The following is a 15,406-nucleotide window of genomic DNA, read 5'->3' as shown; positions in this document are numbered from 1 at the left end:
GCGGGTTGGGAGGGCCGCCAACCGTACAACACCCTGCCCCCGTCGGCGCTGGATAAGCAGGGATGCGCCGCAGTCGCACGGCGAGTTTGTGTGTTACCAACCTGTCTCCTTCAGAGCTAAAGGGCCACGGTAGCCTAGTCCTCCTCCATGCTAACGTGGCTCGCGGTCGACGCCCCCCTGCACAAGCACGCGGATTGTCGCGGCCCTGATATCGTTGGCGATACAATTATCCATCGGTGACATCCGTGATCGCAACAGGCCGCCCCACAGGCCGCGTTAGCGCGTTACAGCGTGCACCAAGCGTCAACGCGCCGGCGTCAGCTCGGTTTTGATCCAGCCCGGCTGACGCTTGTCAAATGCCCGGTAGGCGGCAAGTACGTCACTTAATGGCTCCCGTTGGGTCAGAACCCTTGCCGGATCGATGGCGCCGGTGCTAACCAGCTTAAGCAGATGAGGAATAAGGGTATGATGATTACAGTTACCCATTTTAAGAGTCAGGTTTTTGTTCATCGCCTTCCCGATTGGAAACGTTTCTGCCTGCGGCGGATAAACGCCGATAATGCTGAGGCGGCCGGCTTTTTTTAGCGTCTCGATCGCCCATTCCAATGCCTGGGTTGGCGCATCGCCCGGCATCCAGTTGCCGTTTTGCTCATGGGTTGTGGGCGCCACCTGCGCCACTTCCTGGCGGAATTTGTCTCTCTTGTCCTGGGCTTCTTGCCGCGCCGGCCCGTGGTGAGCATGCTGGCTGTCCACGCCGACCGCATCTATCGCGCAATCCGCCCCCGTGCCGCCCGTTAGCCTTGCCAAGGTCGCTAGCGGATCTTCGCGTTCAAAATTCACGGTAAAAGCGCCTTGCCGGCGTGCCATTTCGAGTCGGTCTTCATGACCATCAATGGCGATAACGCGAGCGGCACCGAGCAAGAATGCGCTGGCGATGGTGAATTGTCCGACAGGGCCGCAGCCGAAGACCGTCACCACATCGCCGCGTTTCACCTCCGCGGCCTCCGCGCCGAACCAAGCCGTCGGAAAAATATCGCTTACCATAATGGCTTGGTCGTCGGTGACATTATCCGGTATTTTGACCAGCGTATTCGCGGCATAGGGAATGCGCGCCTTCTCGGCCTGGAGCCCATTAACCGGGCCCGTCGCCGCCGGGCCGCCGAAAAAACACGTTCCCCCCGCCGGGCCATTGGGGTTGGCGTTATCACACTGCGCCGTATTGCCTTGCCGGCACGGTGTACAGCAGCCACAGGAAACGGTGGAACACACCACAACACGATCGCCGATGGAAAAATTCCGTACGTCAGACCCCAACGCTTCGATAATCCCCACCCCCTCGTGACCGAGAATCGTGCCTGGGCGCATGTCGCTGAAGGTGCCTCTCACAAAGTGCAGATCGGTGCCACAAATAGCCGACGCGGTCAGGCGAATGACGGCATCGGTGGGCGCCACTATTCTCGGCTCGGCCACCTCATCAAGGCGGATATCGCCGACCGCATGCCATACCAGTGCTTTCATACTCTCTCCTTATGGGATTTAAGACCTCGACATTTGCAAAGGGAAAGTATAGGAAAGAGAGGCAGCGATGGGGGCGATATGATGTTTCCCGACACGACCCGGTTATCCCGTACGCGCGCGCTTAAACGGCGAAGGGGCAAAAGCATTCCCGCGCCCAACGTCTCGGTGCACACCGCGGTCAGAGAGCCCATTTGCGCAGCGGTCTCTAATGCGGCGGGGTTAGGCTTGCACTACGGGCGGAAAAGGGCCGTCGGCGATCGACTCGCGCATCACCAGCGATGCGGGAAAGGTCTTTTGCGCATTCCAATGACCGCCATCGAGCATGGCGATGAGCCTGGTAAACGTCTCCTCCATCATTTCCGTCACCGGCACTTTCATACTGGTCAACGACGGCAGGGTAAATGGCGCCAGCGGCATATCGTCGAAGCCGACCACCGATACGCTGGCGGGCACCGCGACGCCTGCCGCCGCAAAGGCTTTTAACGCGCCCATCGCCATGTCATCGTTACTGGCGACCAGGGCGGTGAAACGCGCCTGCTTTTGCAACAAGTGCTGCACCGCTTCCAGCCCGCTTTGCGCGGTCCATTTCCCCGCCACAATCAGGTCATCGCGCAGGGGAATACCTTGCTCCTCTAACGCGGCTTTATAGCCCGAAAGGCGCTCGACGCCGGTAGGTGAATCCAGGGAGCCCGTGACGAAGGCTATTTGGCGGTGGCCTCGCGCAATCAAATGGCTGACCGCCAAGCGGCTGGAGGCATGCTGATCGGAAAAAAGGCAGTAACTGTGGTTTTTACGCAATCGTCGATTTATCACCATGATGGGCTGATTATGCCGGGTAATGATCTCATCCATTGCGTCAATGCTGAGAAAGCGTGGATAAATGATAATTCCGTCGCAGCGCAGATCGAGCAGGAAATCTATGGCGGCCTTTTCCTCTTCCGCGCTGTGCTTGCCGTCGGCCAAAATAAGCTGGCGGCCGTGCTGCTCCATCAGACGGGCGGAGTGGAACAGGATCTCGCTAAAGTAATTCCCGCTGTAAAGAGTATTGGTGACCACTAAACCAATCGTTTGCGTGGTTTTTGTCGCCAGGTTGCGGGCCAGTAAATTGGGCCGGTAGTCCGTCTCGGCAATGGCGCTATATACCCGCGCTCGTGTCGCCTGACTCACATAACCGTTGCCTGACAAAACCCGTGAGACGGTGGCTTTTGATACCCCGGCTTTGTTTGCAACCTCAAGGATTGTCGTCATCTTGCCTTCCACGTCAAATGTTTATCCCCACAGTCTACCCAAGCCATTCATCGGGGTGAATTTTTTTTCCGCGCGGGAGAGTGAAAAGAGTGCGGGTTGTTCAGGTGATCATGTTCACAATACTAATAAATAAAATTTAAATCTCTTGTTATTTGTTCATTGTAACAACATGATTTTGTGAAACCGGTTTCCTATGGCCTGTCCTCGCCGCTGAAACAGGTGCCGTGCTAGTGCGTCGGTAGAACGAGCCGCCAACGTGTCGTCACCATCGGTCGATGCCATTAGAAGCGCCGTCGATCGGGAAAACCGGCTCGATTCGCTGCTGATCAAACCAAGAGATGAGTTCATCATGCCAAAAAACTATGCGCAGATTTCCCGGGCGATCGTTAACGCCGTGGGCGGGCTGGAAAATATTGAAGCGGTGACCCACTGCATGACGCGGCTGCGCTTCGTCGTCAAGGATCGCGCTCAGGTGGACAATGCCGCGTTGAAAGCCATCGACGGCGTGATGGGCGTGGTGAATACCGACACCCAATGTCAAGTCATCATCGGCAACAACGTCGGGAAAGCCTACCAGGAACTCTTGAATCTCGGCATGCCCAGCGCCGACGGTGGCCGACCGGCCGCTCCGCGCAAATGGTCCCTCAAGCGCGTTGGCGCCGGGATCCTGGATGCGCTGATAGGGACCATGTCGCCGCTGATCCCGGCCATCATCGGCGGCTCAATGGTGAAGCTTCTGGCGATGATCCTCGCGATGGCCGGCGTGTTTGAAAACGGCTCCACGACGTTGCAATTGCTCAACGTCATCGGCGACGGCGCCTTCTTCTTTTTACCGGTCATGGTCGCCGCCTCGGCCGCGGTAAAATTCAAAACCAATATGTCGCTGGCGATCGCGATTGCCGGCGTGCTGGTTCATCCCAATTTCATCGATTTGATGGCCAAGGCGGCCCAGGGACAACCCGTTGAATTCACGTTTATTCCCGTCACGGCGGTGAAATATACCTATACGGTTATCCCCGCGCTATGCATGACCTGGATTTTGTCTTATATCGAAAAAGGGGTCGATCGCATCACGCCCGCCGTGACGAAGAACTTCCTCAAGCCGATGCTTATCGTGCTCATCGCCGCGCCGGTGGCCATTATCATTATCGGCCCGCTGGGTATCTGGATCGGGACCGGCATTTCCAGTCTGGTCTACACCATACATGGCTATCTGGGCTGGTTGTCGGTGGCCATTATGGGGGCGCTGTGGCCGCTGCTGGTGGTGACAGGTATGCATCGCGTGTTCACGCCTACTATCATCCAGACCATCGCTGAAACCGGGAAAGAGGGCATGGTCATGCCTTCCGAAATCGGCGCCAACTTATCCCTTGGCGGTTCATCGCTGGCCGTCGCGCTGCGCACCAAAAACCCTGAATTGCGGCAAACCGCGCTGGCGGCAGCCGCCTCGGCGATTGTCGCCGGAATTTCCGAACCCGCGCTGTATGGCGTCGCGGTGCGTTTGAAACGGCCTTTGATCGCCAGCGTCATTAGCGGGTTTGTGTGCGGCGCGGTCGCCGGTCTTGGCGGCCTGGCCAGTCATTCAATGGCCTCCCCCGGTCTCTTTACCAGCGTGCAGTTTTTCGATCCCGCCAATCCAATAAGCGTGGCCTGGGTGGTCGGCGTTATGATATTGGCGGTCGTACTCTCTTTTGTGTTGACCCTGATATTGGGTTTTGAAGACATTCCCGAGACGGAAGAGCCACCGCGCGCGGCGTCGGCGCAGGGTACGGAACCCGTTAACAGGCCGGCGCCCGTTCGTTAATACCCGAGTAGGAAAGAGAAAGAGGTTATCAATGTCAGCATCGACATTCCCGGCAGGTTTTTTATGGGGTGGCGCATTGGCCGCCAATCAATCGGAAGGCGGCTATCTTGAAGGGGGGAAAGGGTTGGCCACGGTCGATATGCTGCCGCTCGGTCCCGAACGATTGCCGGTTAAGCTCGGGCAGCAGAAACGTTTTACGCTGCGCGACGACGAATTTTATCCTAGCCATCAGGCGATAGATTTCTATCACCGCTACAAGGAGGATATCGCGTTAATGGCAGAGATGGGGTTTCGCGTTTTTCGCACCTCCATCGCCTGGAGCCGCCTATTTCCCCAGGGAGACGAATTGTCCCCCAACGCACAAGGCATTGCGTTTTACCGGGATCTGTTCACCGAATGCCGCCGCCACGGCATCGAACCGTTGGTAACGCTCTGCCACTTCGATGTGCCGATGCATTTGGTCATCGAATACGGTTCCTGGCGCAGCCGAAAAATGGTCGACTTCTTTACTCATTATGCGCGGACCTGTTTTACCGCGTTCGACGGCTTAGTGAAATATTGGCTGACGTTCAACGAGATTAACATTTTGCTGCACAGCCCGTTTTCAGGCGCGGGGCTGGTCTTTGCAGAGGGAGAGAACGTCGAGCAGGTAAAGTATCAGGCGACGCATCACGAACTGATCGCCAGCGCGCTGGCCACCAAAATCGCTCATGAGGTGAACCCAGCCAATCAGGTCGGCTGCATGCTGGCCGGCGGCAATTTTTACCCCTGGTCCTGTAAACCTGAAGATGTCTGGGCGGCGCTGGAAAAGGATCGTGAAAATCTGTTCTTCATTGATGTTCAGGCGCGCGGTGCCTATCCTGCCTGGACCGCTCGCCTCTTCCGGGAGAAAGGAATTCAGGTGGCGATGGAAGAAGGGGATGACGCAATTTTAAGGCATACCGTGGATTTTGTCTCTTTCAGCTATTATGCGTCACGCTGTGCCTCGGCAGAGATGAACGAACAGAACAGCAGCGCGGCGAACGTGGTCAAATCGCTGGCCAACCCGCATGTGTCACGCAGCGAATGGGGCTGGGGTATCGATCCTCTCGGACTGCGCATCACCATGAATATGATGTACGATCGCTACCAAAAACCGCTGTTCCTGGTGGAAAACGGCCTGGGCGCGCGCGATGAGCCCGACGCCAACGGCGCTATCAACGATGACTACCGCATCAGCTATCTCCGTGAACATATTCTTGCCATGGGCGAAGCGATTGCCGACGGCATCCCCGTTATCGGCTATACCACCTGGGGCTGTATTGACCTGGTCGCCGCCTCGACCGGTGAGATGAGTAAACGCTACGGCTTGGTGTACGTCGATCGCGACGATCAGGGCAAGGGTTCCCTGGCGCGCAGCCGGAAAAAATCATTCTGGTGGTATAAAAAAGTTATCGCCAGCAACGGAGCGGATCTCGACTGAGCGCCTGAAGCGCCGGGCTGACTCGGCCCGGCGCGGCGTGCGCTCAAATCGCCATACCGCCTGAAACCTCAATACGTTGCGCGTTCACCCAGCGATTCTCTTCTGACAACAGGCTGGCGATCATTGGTCCGATATCGTCGGGCAGGCCGGGACGGCCCAGCGCCGTCATGTCTGAAACGGCCTTGTTCACCGCGGGATTATCGCGCACCATGCCGCCGCTAAAATCGGTCTGAATGGAACCGGGAGCGACGACATTGACGCGGATACGCCGCGGGCCAAGCTCTTTGGCCAGGTAGCGGGTAAAGATCTCCACCGCCCCTTTCATAGCGCCGTAGGCGCAGCTGCCGGGATAGATAACGCGGGTCAGCCCCGTCGAAATATTGACGATACCGCCCCCGTCGCGGATGAGCGGTAAGAGGCGTTGCGTCAAAAAAAAGACCCCTTTGACATGCACCTGATAGAGCGCATCCAACTCCTCTTCGGTCGTCAGGGCGACACTGTTATGGTGCGAAATCCCCGCGTTGTTGACCAGATAATCGAAACGCGTCGCCTGAAACGACGCGAGCGCCTCTTTTACCCGGTCAACGAACGACGCGAAGGTTCCTGTGTCGCCCGTATCAAGCGGTAACGCGACGGCACGCGCGCCCGCTTGTTCGATAAGCGCTACCACTTCATTGGCCTCGGCGTGGCGAGAATGATAGGTGAAAATGATGTCTACTCCCCGTTTGGCGAGATGTAGGGCGGTATTGCGGCCCAGTCCGCGGCTGGCGCCGGTAATGATGGCGATCTTGGCAGAATTCGGAAGCATGCAGGTGTCCTCACGGCTGAAAAATGTATTTTTAAGTATTCAGCCTCCCTTTCACAGCGTAAAATATCGCTGTTTTATGCCTATTCCTGTCACGCGCCGTCAACGCAGCGTTAGCCTCAAGGAGGTTATCTTGACATCAGAACTTGCTCGCACTCTGAAGCGGATTACCGATGCCTTACCGGGCGAAAGTCCCTACCTTACCGCCATTAATGGAGTAATATTGGTGCGGGCCGACCAGGAAAAACCGCCGGCGCATCTGCTGGCCAAACCGGCTTTATGCGTGGTCGCACAAGGGACGAAGTGGACCAGCTTCGGCGACCAGCGCCATCGCTATGGCGCTGGTCAGGCCCTGCTGGTCAACGTGGAAATGCCCTCCGTGGGGCGTGTCGTGCAGGCCAGCGCCGACTGTCCTTTTTTGGGCGTTATCATCGAACTGGATCCTTATCGGGTGAAAGCGACGCTCGAAAGCCTTGCCGCTCCGTCGGGGGATACCGCCGCGGCAGTGAACGGGAGCAGCGTTGCGCTAGCGACGGGGAGCGCGGCCACAACGGGGACGGGGGCCGTGGTCACCGCCATCGACAGCGGGCCACTGGCGCAATGTATTTTACGTCTGGTACAGCTTCTCGAAACGCCGCAGGCCATTCGGCTACTTGCGCCCATGGCGCTCAGCGAGCTTTACTACTGGTTGTTGACCGGCCCCCACGGCGCCCATATCCTTAATATTACGCTTGAGCGGGGACACCTTGACCGCATCATCCGAGCGATCCAGCAGTTACGTACCCGCTTCGCTGAACCCATCCGCATCGCCGATTTGGCCAACGCCGCCGGCCTGAGCCTGTCCACATTCCATCGCCAGTTCAAAGCCGTTACCGCGATGAGTCCCCTGCAATACCAAAAGCAAATTCGTCTGCTAGAAGGCCGGCGGTTGATGGTGTCCGAGCGCGCTAATGTGGAAACTGCCGCCTATGCCACGGGCTACGAGAGCCCTTCCCAGTTCAGCCGGGAGTACCGGCGCATGTTTGGCCAGTCGCCGAAACGCGATGCGCGCGTGACCCATACCGGGATACTCCAGCCCACCTTGCCGGCGGTAGAGGGATAAATCGGCCCAGCCGGATCAGACAATCCAACGGGGCGCATGAGGCAGGGTTGCGCTTTGCTCGGTGTCATGATTGAACCACACCGTGGCCTGCGTTGCGCGCTGTAGACGATCTATTTTTTCCATCGACGCCCGCGTGGCCGTCTCGTCAGCGTTTAAGGACGGTACGCACCGGCAGCGGAAGTTAAACCTATTGTGCGCCATATCGCCGCTCAGGATAACCGGACCGGAGCGGGGCAAACGGATCATTAGCGAACAATGCCCCGGCGTATGGCCCGGTGTGGCCAGCAGGCGCACCGCATCATCACCGTAAACATCGTAATCCCCATCGACCACGACGCGCGGATTATCCAGCAGCGTGGCATACAATTCCGGCCGGTAGCCGAACTGCGTGGGATCGGCACCGAACATGGCGTCATACTCGGCCTGTTGCGCGATCCAACGGGCGCGAGGAAACAAGCGGCTATTGCCCGCGTGGTCATAGTGCGCATGAGAAAGGACCAATGTGTCGATATCATGTGGTCCTACACCAATATCAGCAAGCTGGGCGGCGAGCGTTTGGCGGACCGTCCCGCGGATGCCGTGCGCTATCACCCGGCCTTCAGGCTCCGCAATCAGGTCATCCTGGGTGCCGGTATCCCACAGCAGCCATCTGCCGCGGTGGCGTATCAGATACGCGTTGCAGCTCAGCACCATGGGTATACCGACATTGATCCCGGGTGAATAAAGTGAAGCGTCATCGACTTGGGCCCGCCCGCCGTCCAGGATGTACACTTTTTCAATACACGCGTTACTGTTCATGATGCCTCCTGTCGAAGCAGCGGTTCAGCAAAGGGAAACCTGCAGCTCCCCTAACCCTTCGATGGATGAAACTACCTGGTCCCCGGCCTTCAGCCACCGCCGCGTTGCGCGTGGCGTCTTCTGGCCCCAGATCACCCCTTGCGGCGTCCCGGTGAACAAGATATCGCCAGGTTGCAGGGTCATAAAACTCGACACGTACTGGATAAGTTGTCGGCAGTTGAAAATCATATCCCGTGTCGTGCCGTCCTGGCGCAGCTCGCCGTTAACCCGGGTCTGTATGCGCAACGCGTTAGGGTCGGCAATATTGTTCCGCGTCACCAGCCAGGGGCCGACAGGGGCGAAACCATCCGAGGTTTTCCCGGCCATAAACTGCGAGGTGACATTTTGCAGCCGGCGGGCGCTGAAATCATTGCCGGTGGCGTAACCGGCCACCACGTCAAGGGCGTCGGCCTCGCTAACGCCGCGGCACCGGCGACCAAAGACGATTACCAGCTCCGTCTCATAATCGAACTCGCTGTCTACCGCGGTCGGTAACACAATCGTGCCGCGGTGGTGGTTCAGAGTATTGTTGAATTTGCCGAAAATCGGCGGCGCCTTGGGCACAGGCGTTTGGGTTTCCTCAGCATGATCGCGGTAGTTGAAACCGACGCAGATGATCTTTTCCGGCCGCGTCACCAGCGGCGCGAAGGACAGTGCCGCCGGGGGGATCAGGCGGGCACCAGTGCCATGCGCCGCAGCCGCCAGCACTGCGCTCACTTCTGCCGCACGACAATTTTGCAGCAGATCGTCCATATCGCGCGGTGCGGGCAGGTTAAGCGCAGCGGCGGTAGCGCAAACGTCCAACACCCCTTGCGACGTTGCCACCGCCAGCGTTAACTCCCCTTTCACGCGTAAATTAGCCAGTCGCAGGCCCAGATCGGCCACCTCAGTCGCGTGCTGATTGTCTGTTTGCATTCTCTACCTCCAAAAAGGTTGCGGTCTTTTGCAAAAGGCAACAATAAGATATTATCTCCTATAGAAGAATATCGCCAGTTTTTCGTTCCTATCGTTGAAATAATTCCCCGATAGAAGATAATTTTAGCCATGAGCATCAGGCGTCTAAGGAGAAGGTATGCAGGAAAAACAGACTCAGGCCGAGGCGCCAGACGATGACGCGATCGCCATTGCTTTCGGCGTTCGCATCCGCAAGCACCGTAGCGCCGCGGGGTTGACGCTCGAGCAGCTTTCACGGCAATCGGGCGTGAGCCGCGCCATGTTGTCCAAGGTCGAGCGCGGAGAAAAAACACCGACCATCGGTATCGCCACCCGTATCGCTCAAGCGTTGAACACGCCGCTATCGGCATTGATCGGCGGGGATGTTACCGGGGGATCACCGGTTGTGCTGCGCAAAACCGATCGCCCCATCTTTCGCGATCCGCAAACCGGTTTTGAGCGCCATATCGTTTCCCCTGCCACAGGTGGAGGTCACGTGGAATTGGTTTATCACTATCTGCCGCCGGGGGTTTCCACCGGCCTGTTACCGGCCTATCCGGCGGGTACCGAAAAGCAGGTGGTGGTCACCACGGGGAATTTGGTAGTGGTGTTCGAGCACGGTAAACAGCACCTTGGCCCTGGCGACGCGCTGTTTTTCCAGGCCAATGTCGATCACGCTTTTGAGAATACCACCTCGGCGCCCTGCGGCTATTATCTGGTGGTATCGCGCCAGCCCTGAACGGCGGCGGTGTGGCGGCGCTGGGTTCAATTAGAGCTTTAGCCTCAGCCAGGAAGTCTTTCCACGTTCGACATCCAGCGGCAACGCCGCCGGTCCGGCGCCAGCGTTTACTGTCCCTGCTCGCGGACAAAATCAATGAACGCCTTAAGCGGCGCCGGCGTCAAGCGCCGTTGGGAATAGTAAAGATAGGGGCCGGTAAAAGGTAGCCACCACGGGGTCAGGATGGCTTCCAGCGCGCCGCTGTCGATGGCCGGTCTGAGCCACTCTTCAAACAAATAGACAATACCGCCGCCCGCAATCGCCGTCGCCACCGCCAGGTCCATTGCGCTGCCGATGCTGAGCACCAGCGGCCCGTTAACCTGTATGCGGATGATTTCACCTTCACGCTCGAACTCCCATTCGGGGGTCACGCCGGTGGCATAACGTCCGCGGATACAGCGGTGATGCAACAAATCATGGGGATGCTCGGGTCGGCCGTTCCTGTCCAGATACGCAGGCGCAGCGGCCACGGCGAACCGCTGTTGGCGCGGCCCTATCGGCAACGCCACCATGTCTTGCTCCAGGCATTCATCGTAACGGATGCCGGCATCGCAGCCTTCGCGAAACACATCCTGTACGTTGCTTTCCGCCACGATATCCAGTTGAATATCGGGGTAGCGCGCCAGGAACGCCGGAACGATGGCCGGCAAAACCAACCGCGACGCGCTCACCGGGACATGCAGCCGCAGCGTGCCGGCGGGGGTTTCGCGATAACGGTTGATATCGTCCAGCGCCGCATCCACTTCGCTCATCGCCGGCAGCAGGCGATCCATCAGCGTTCTGCCCACCTCGGTCAGCACCACCGTGCGCGTGCTGCGGTGAAAAAGGCGCACGCCAAGTTGCTGCTCGGCGCGCCGCACCGCATCGCTCAGCCGCGAGGCGTTGCTGCCCGTGACGCGGGCAGCCTCACGAAATCCGCCTGCTTTGGCCACCGCCGCCACCGCTTGCAGCAAACCTAAATCGAGCCGCATTGTCCGCCACCTCGTACAGCCTGTCGTCATTTAGCCGGATAGTCGCACAGTTGCGGCAACGTTACAATCCTCCCCACACACTGAGGAGGTATGCCATGTTTGAATCCGCTCTCACCTATCGCTTGGGCAATCGTCAAATCGGTCGCATGGGTTATGGCGCTATGCAATTGGCCGGTCCCGGCGCCTATGGTCCCCCCGCCGATGAAACAAAAGCCATTCAGGTGCTGCGCGATGCCGTCGAGGCTGGCGTGCGCCATATCGATACCAGCGATTTTTACGGACCGCATATCACCAACCGGCTCATCAAAAAAGCGCTTTACCCGTATCCCGATGATCTGTGTATCGTCACCAAGGTTGGCGCCAAACGGGATGCGCAGGCAAACTGGTTGCCCGCCATGAGCGGCGCCGAGCTTACGCGCTCGGTGGAGGATAACCTGCGCCATTTAGGTCTGGAGGCGTTGGAGGTGGTGAATCTGCGCAGTATGCTTGATGCGCAGCAGCCGACCGAAGGATCTCTGGAGGCCGCGCTGGAGGCGCTCATCGCGCTGAAAGACCGCGGTCTTATCCGTCATATCGGTTTGAGCAACGTGACGGCGCGGCAAATTACGGATGCGCAGAAGATAACGCCCATCGTCTGCGTGCAGAATTTATATAACGTGGCGAACCGCCATAACGACGCATTGATCGACTCTTTGGCCGCCCAGGGCATAGCCTGGGTGCCCTTCTTCCCTCTCGGCGGCTTTAGCCCGCTGCAATCTACCCAGCTCAATGAAGTCGCCCAATCCCTTAACGCCACGCCCATGCAGATTGCGCTGGCCTGGTTACTGCAGCGCGCGCCGAATATCTTGCTTATTCCCGGCACCTCCTCCCCCGTGCATTTACAGGAAAATCTGGCGAGCGCCCGGCTTGCCCTTCCCGCCGACGCCCTCGCCAAACTTGATGGTATCGCCACCCCCGGCGTCTGACGCGGCGCGCCAGAGTCCTGGTCAGGGCGGCGCGACGTCAAGTGAACGGAAACCTTGCAGGCCCGTTAAACGCCGGGCCTGTCAGTGCCCCAGCGGCCCGCCGCGATCGGGAAAGCCACTATTTTCATTTTTCTTGCGCCGCCTTTCGCTATCCTTATAGGTTCCTTAAAACGACCCGAGGGAGACTATGCGTATAGCCGCTTGCACACACACTGCCCCGTCCGCCGGCATCGTTCATCCACCCGCGGCAGCATCAAGCGGTGCCGTCAAACGGCTTGTCCACGGGCTCAGAGCAATTGACTCGGCCGCGAATCACGGCGCCAACACCGTCTCCTATGCCTCAGCGCAGGCTTCCGCCACGCTACGGCAGCGCTTGATTAACCGTATCATTCAAATGCATCCGAAAACCAAACGCCCCAAAAGCTGCTTTCGCTTGGCGATAAAATATGGATTGAGTCCGCAAGAGTTCCATGCCCTAGAAATGAAGGTAGTACAAGGACCCGCCGCCAAACGTCTTCGCCGGGGTGAGTCATGCGATACGCTCTCGCGAGACTATGGCGGGATGGGCGGCTTGAGTTATGAGGCGCGGACAAGACTGGAAATCATCGCCGTCAACGGTCCTGCGGCACAGTGCCTTCACCGGGGTGCAAGCGTTAGCAGAGTGTGCCGCAAATGGGGAATTATTACGCAAACCGCACGGGAAGCATTGCAGCGCCTGGTGCTTGCCAATCAAGCCAAGGGCGATATCTTGCCTTCCACGCTACACGTTGAGTCGGATCCCGTCAATGCCGCCATTAGCCACCCGCGCTCCAACGGTGGCGGCCGGTCTGATGACGCCGTTGTGCCAACCTCACAGATCACTGCTCTGCGGTAAAAAGGTGCTTATTGTGTGACGTTGTCACTCAGTAGCGACGTCTATAGGGCTCATGGTAGCCTTGCCGCCGGCGTGGAAAACCAAACGGCTCATCGGCCGCGCAGGCTCGCGGTAACACGGTCAATGCGCGTCGCGCCTGGTTGGCGTCAACAAGGCTATTGCCCATCGCGCCGGGTCGGCGTCAACAAGGCTATTGCGCATCGCGCATGGTCGGCGGCGGCACCGCCGTTGCCTGAAAAGCTACCGCGCGAAGAATACCAGGCCGTCATCCCGTTGTCATAAATGCCCCCTATGCTGGCCCCCAACGAAATCCCAAAGAGGATAACAATATGTTGGCTCCCCTGTTAACGATACAGGTGAGTGCGGCCCGTTGGGTGTTGACCACGGGTAACGCGGATTGCCCCGCTATCGAGGGACAATGATGCGCGCATTCACTTCTCTCACGCTAGAAGGCGTGTCCTACGCCTTCGGCGCCCAAACCGTTCTCGACCAGATTGATTTACACATCGAACCCGGCGAAATCGTGGCGCTCCTCGGGCCATCCGGCTGCGGTAAAAGCACCCTGCTGCGCCTGTTGGCGGGGCTGACACAACCGGCCCGCGGCACCATCCGCTTCGGTGAGCGCGTGGTGGCCCGACCGGGATGGGCGCTGCCCCCGGAGCAGCGTGACCTCGGCATGGTATTTCAAGATTACGCCCTGTGGCCGCACATGACGGTCGCGCAGAACGTCGACTTCCCGCTGCGTATGCGGCACGTGGCGCGCGAAGAACGCGCGCGTCGCGTCGTTGAAGCGCTAGACCGGGTTGGCCTGACGGCTTTCGCCGCCCGCAGGCCGGCCGGATTGTCCGGTGGCCAGCAGCAGCGCGTGGCGCTAGCGCGCGCCATTGTGGCGGAACCCGGCGTTCTGTTGTTCGACGAGCCGCTGTCCAACCTGGATAGCGCGCTGCGCGATTCGTTGAGTCGGGAAATGGCCCGCCTGCTGCGTCAGTTAGGTACTACTGCCGTCTATGTTACGCACGACCGCCATGAAGCCGAGCGGCTGGCGGATCGTATCGTGCACTTATCCACCGGTCGCGTTCAGGCGGTCCGTCAGGTTTCTTTATCCTCAGGGGGATCCCATGCAAAGGTTAATGTCGGTTAAAAAAGGAGTGGTGTTAGCCATGATGTTATCAGCGGCCATGATGTCCAGCGCCCAGGCGCTGACGGTGTATACCGCCGGACCGGGCGCGCTGGCGAAAAAGCTCGCGGCCGGCTATGAAAAGCAGACCGGCGTAAAGGTAAATGTATTCCAGGCCACCACCGGTAAAGTCATGGCGCGTCTGGAAGCCGAACAGGCGAATCCGCAGGCGGATATCCTCATCTCCGCGTCAGTGGACACCGCGGAAGATCTGCATCAGCGCGGTTGGTTGCTACCCTACCGCAGCGCCAATGCACAACAGGTCCCGGACTGGCTACAGGCCGAGGATTATGTCGCCCAGGGCGTCTCCGCGCTGGGGATTGTCTGGAATACCCAAAGCGGCACGCCAGAGCCGAAAGAATGGCGCGATCTGACCCTGCCGGCGTACAAAGACAAAGTGACCACGCCCGATCCGGCACTTTCCGGCGCCTCGCTCGATTTGCTGATCGGGCTGCAAAACAGTTTGGGCGATCGCGCTTGGCGGCTGTTTGCCGATCTGAAGCAAAACGGCATGGTGGTCAGCGGGCCGAATGCGCAGGCGGTGACACCGGTAATGCAGGGCGCAAAGGCGGCCGTCTTTGGCGCCGTGGATTATGTGTCTTACGGCAACATCAGCCAGGGTGAGTCGTTAAAAGTCATTTTCCCCGCCAGCGGCACCGTGGTAGCGCCGCGACCGATGATGATTTTGAAATCTACCCAGCACGCCGGTGATGCCAAGGCGTTCATCGATTATGTGCTGTCGCCGGACGGACAGGCGTTGGTGGCCGATGCCTGGCTAATGCCCGCCAGCACTGACATCAGCGCTAAGCGCCCCCTGCTCAACCAATTGACCGTTCTGCCTACCCGCAGCGACGGCAGCAGCGCACGCAATGGCGTACTCAAGCGCTTCAACAGCCTTTTTACCCAGTAACTGACCAAGTCCGGCGGGCTCG

Annotated in this window: 14 protein-coding genes; 8 read left to right on the top strand and 6 right to left on the bottom strand. The window is 58.9% G+C overall.

Annotation, left to right across the window (positions count from 1 at the left end):
* Positions 1 to 303 precede the first annotated feature (303 nt).
* Entirely contained in the window at positions 304 to 1,518 is a 1,215-nt protein-coding gene (locus SANT_RS21400; RefSeq protein WP_025424265.1) for a zinc-dependent alcohol dehydrogenase, read from the bottom strand.
* A gap of 219 nt (positions 1,519 to 1,737) precedes the next feature.
* The gene (locus SANT_RS21395; protein WP_025424264.1) at positions 1,738 to 2,766 is read right to left on the bottom strand and encodes a LacI family DNA-binding transcriptional regulator; all 1,029 of its coding nucleotides are present in this window, start codon (positions 2,764 to 2,766) and stop codon (positions 1,738 to 1,740) included.
* A gap of 349 nt (positions 2,767 to 3,115) precedes the next feature.
* On the opposite strand from SANT_RS21395, the gene ascF reads away from it, so the two are divergent.
* The gene (ascF, locus tag SANT_RS21390) at positions 3,116 to 4,570 is read left to right on the top strand and encodes a PTS cellobiose/arbutin/salicin transporter subunit IIBC (RefSeq protein ID WP_025424263.1); all 1,455 of its coding nucleotides are present in this window, start codon (positions 3,116 to 3,118) and stop codon (positions 4,568 to 4,570) included.
* 31 nt (positions 4,571 to 4,601) lie between these two features.
* Positions 4,602 to 6,032, top strand: coding sequence for a 6-phospho-beta-glucosidase (locus SANT_RS21385; RefSeq protein ID WP_025424262.1), 1,431 nt, complete (start codon positions 4,602 to 4,604; stop codon positions 6,030 to 6,032).
* A gap of 43 nt (positions 6,033 to 6,075) precedes the next feature.
* Here the strand turns inward: SANT_RS21385 and SANT_RS21380 are convergent, their stop codons facing one another.
* Positions 6,076 to 6,840: an SDR family NAD(P)-dependent oxidoreductase gene (locus SANT_RS21380; RefSeq protein ID WP_025424261.1), complete on the bottom strand. Its 765-nt coding sequence runs from the start codon at positions 6,838 to 6,840 to the stop codon at positions 6,076 to 6,078.
* Positions 6,841 to 6,970: 130 nt separating this feature from the next.
* On the opposite strand from SANT_RS21380, the gene SANT_RS21375 reads away from it, so the two are divergent.
* Complete coding sequence (locus SANT_RS21375; protein ID WP_025424260.1) at positions 6,971 to 7,939, top strand: AraC family transcriptional regulator; 969 nt, start codon at positions 6,971 to 6,973, stop codon at positions 7,937 to 7,939.
* 15 nt (positions 7,940 to 7,954) lie between these two features.
* On the opposite strand, the gene SANT_RS21370 is transcribed toward SANT_RS21375, so the two are convergent.
* The gene (locus SANT_RS21370) at positions 7,955 to 8,737 is read right to left on the bottom strand and encodes an N-acyl homoserine lactonase family protein (protein WP_025424259.1); all 783 of its coding nucleotides are present in this window, start codon (positions 8,735 to 8,737) and stop codon (positions 7,955 to 7,957) included.
* Positions 8,738 to 8,761: 24 nt separating this feature from the next.
* Positions 8,762 to 9,691, bottom strand: a complete 930-nt coding sequence (locus SANT_RS21365) for a fumarylacetoacetate hydrolase family protein (protein WP_051440261.1) — start codon at positions 9,689 to 9,691, stop codon at positions 8,762 to 8,764.
* 157 nt (positions 9,692 to 9,848) lie between these two features.
* On the opposite strand from SANT_RS21365, the gene SANT_RS21360 reads away from it, so the two are divergent.
* Positions 9,849 to 10,448: a helix-turn-helix domain-containing protein gene (locus SANT_RS21360; protein ID WP_025424257.1), complete on the top strand. Its 600-nt coding sequence runs from the start codon at positions 9,849 to 9,851 to the stop codon at positions 10,446 to 10,448.
* Between the two features lie 107 nt (positions 10,449 to 10,555).
* Here SANT_RS21360 and SANT_RS21355 read toward each other — a convergent pair whose 3' ends face one another.
* On the bottom strand, positions 10,556 to 11,458 hold the full coding sequence (locus tag SANT_RS21355; RefSeq protein ID WP_025424256.1) for a LysR substrate-binding domain-containing protein: 903 nt from the start codon (positions 11,456 to 11,458) through the stop codon (positions 10,556 to 10,558).
* A gap of 95 nt (positions 11,459 to 11,553) precedes the next feature.
* Here SANT_RS21355 and SANT_RS21350 point away from each other — a divergent pair, with 95 nt between their 5' ends.
* The 4 genes from SANT_RS21350 to SANT_RS21335 all read left to right on the top strand — a co-directional run bounded on the left by SANT_RS21350 (position 11,554) and on the right by SANT_RS21335 (position 15,384).
* Positions 11,554 to 12,423 carry an oxidoreductase gene (locus SANT_RS21350; protein WP_025424255.1) on the top strand — a complete coding sequence of 290 codons (870 nt, stop codon included), beginning with the start codon at positions 11,554 to 11,556 and terminating at the stop codon, positions 12,421 to 12,423.
* 187 nt (positions 12,424 to 12,610) lie between these two features.
* Positions 12,611 to 13,297 (top strand): hypothetical protein, encoded by a 687-nt coding sequence (locus tag SANT_RS21345; RefSeq protein ID WP_025424254.1) that lies wholly within the window; start codon positions 12,611 to 12,613, stop codon positions 13,295 to 13,297.
* A 418-nt stretch (positions 13,298 to 13,715) separates the two neighbouring features.
* Positions 13,716 to 14,438: an ABC transporter ATP-binding protein gene (locus tag SANT_RS21340; protein WP_025424253.1), complete on the top strand. Its 723-nt coding sequence runs from the start codon at positions 13,716 to 13,718 to the stop codon at positions 14,436 to 14,438.
* Positions 14,416 to 15,384, top strand: a complete 969-nt coding sequence (locus tag SANT_RS21335; RefSeq protein ID WP_025424252.1) for an ABC transporter substrate-binding protein — start codon at positions 14,416 to 14,418, stop codon at positions 15,382 to 15,384. The genes SANT_RS21340 and SANT_RS21335 overlap by 23 nt, the downstream gene beginning before the upstream one ends.
* Positions 15,385 to 15,406 lie beyond the last annotated feature (22 nt).

This window comes from Sodalis praecaptivus (assembly GCF_000517425.1).
GTDB lineage: Bacteria > Pseudomonadota > Gammaproteobacteria > Enterobacterales > Enterobacteriaceae > Sodalis_A > Sodalis_A praecaptivus.
This window is presented reverse-complemented; position numbering and strand designations above follow the sequence as displayed.

Excerpts from the sequence above, each read along its gene's own strand:
- SANT_RS21395 (WP_025424264.1), bottom strand. The coding sequence starts at position 2,766 with ATGACGACAATCCTTGAGGTTGCAAACAAAGCCGGGGTATCAAAAGCC.
- SANT_RS21380 (WP_025424261.1), bottom strand. The coding sequence starts at position 6,840 with ATGCTTCCGAATTCTGCCAAGATCGCCATCATTACCGGCGCCAGCCGC.
- SANT_RS21365 (WP_051440261.1), bottom strand. The coding sequence starts at position 9,691 with ATGCAAACAGACAATCAGCACGCGACTGAGGTGGCCGATCTGGGCCTG.
- SANT_RS21350 (WP_025424255.1), top strand. The coding sequence starts at position 11,554 with ATGTTTGAATCCGCTCTCACCTATCGCTTGGGCAATCGTCAAATCGGT.
- SANT_RS21335 (WP_025424252.1), top strand. The coding sequence starts at position 14,416 with ATGCAAAGGTTAATGTCGGTTAAAAAAGGAGTGGTGTTAGCCATGATG.
- SANT_RS21400 (WP_025424265.1), bottom strand. The coding sequence starts at position 1,518 with ATGAAAGCACTGGTATGGCATGCGGTCGGCGATATCCGCCTTGATGAG.
- SANT_RS21355 (WP_025424256.1), bottom strand. The coding sequence starts at position 11,458 with ATGCGGCTCGATTTAGGTTTGCTGCAAGCGGTGGCGGCGGTGGCCAAA.
- SANT_RS21370 (WP_025424259.1), bottom strand. The coding sequence starts at position 8,737 with ATGAACAGTAACGCGTGTATTGAAAAAGTGTACATCCTGGACGGCGGG.
- SANT_RS21340 (WP_025424253.1), top strand. The coding sequence starts at position 13,716 with ATGATGCGCGCATTCACTTCTCTCACGCTAGAAGGCGTGTCCTACGCC.
- SANT_RS21345 (WP_025424254.1), top strand. The coding sequence starts at position 12,611 with ATGCGTATAGCCGCTTGCACACACACTGCCCCGTCCGCCGGCATCGTT.
- SANT_RS21360 (WP_025424257.1), top strand. The coding sequence starts at position 9,849 with ATGCAGGAAAAACAGACTCAGGCCGAGGCGCCAGACGATGACGCGATC.
- SANT_RS21385 (WP_025424262.1), top strand. The coding sequence starts at position 4,602 with ATGTCAGCATCGACATTCCCGGCAGGTTTTTTATGGGGTGGCGCATTG.
- ascF (WP_025424263.1), top strand. The coding sequence starts at position 3,116 with ATGCCAAAAAACTATGCGCAGATTTCCCGGGCGATCGTTAACGCCGTG.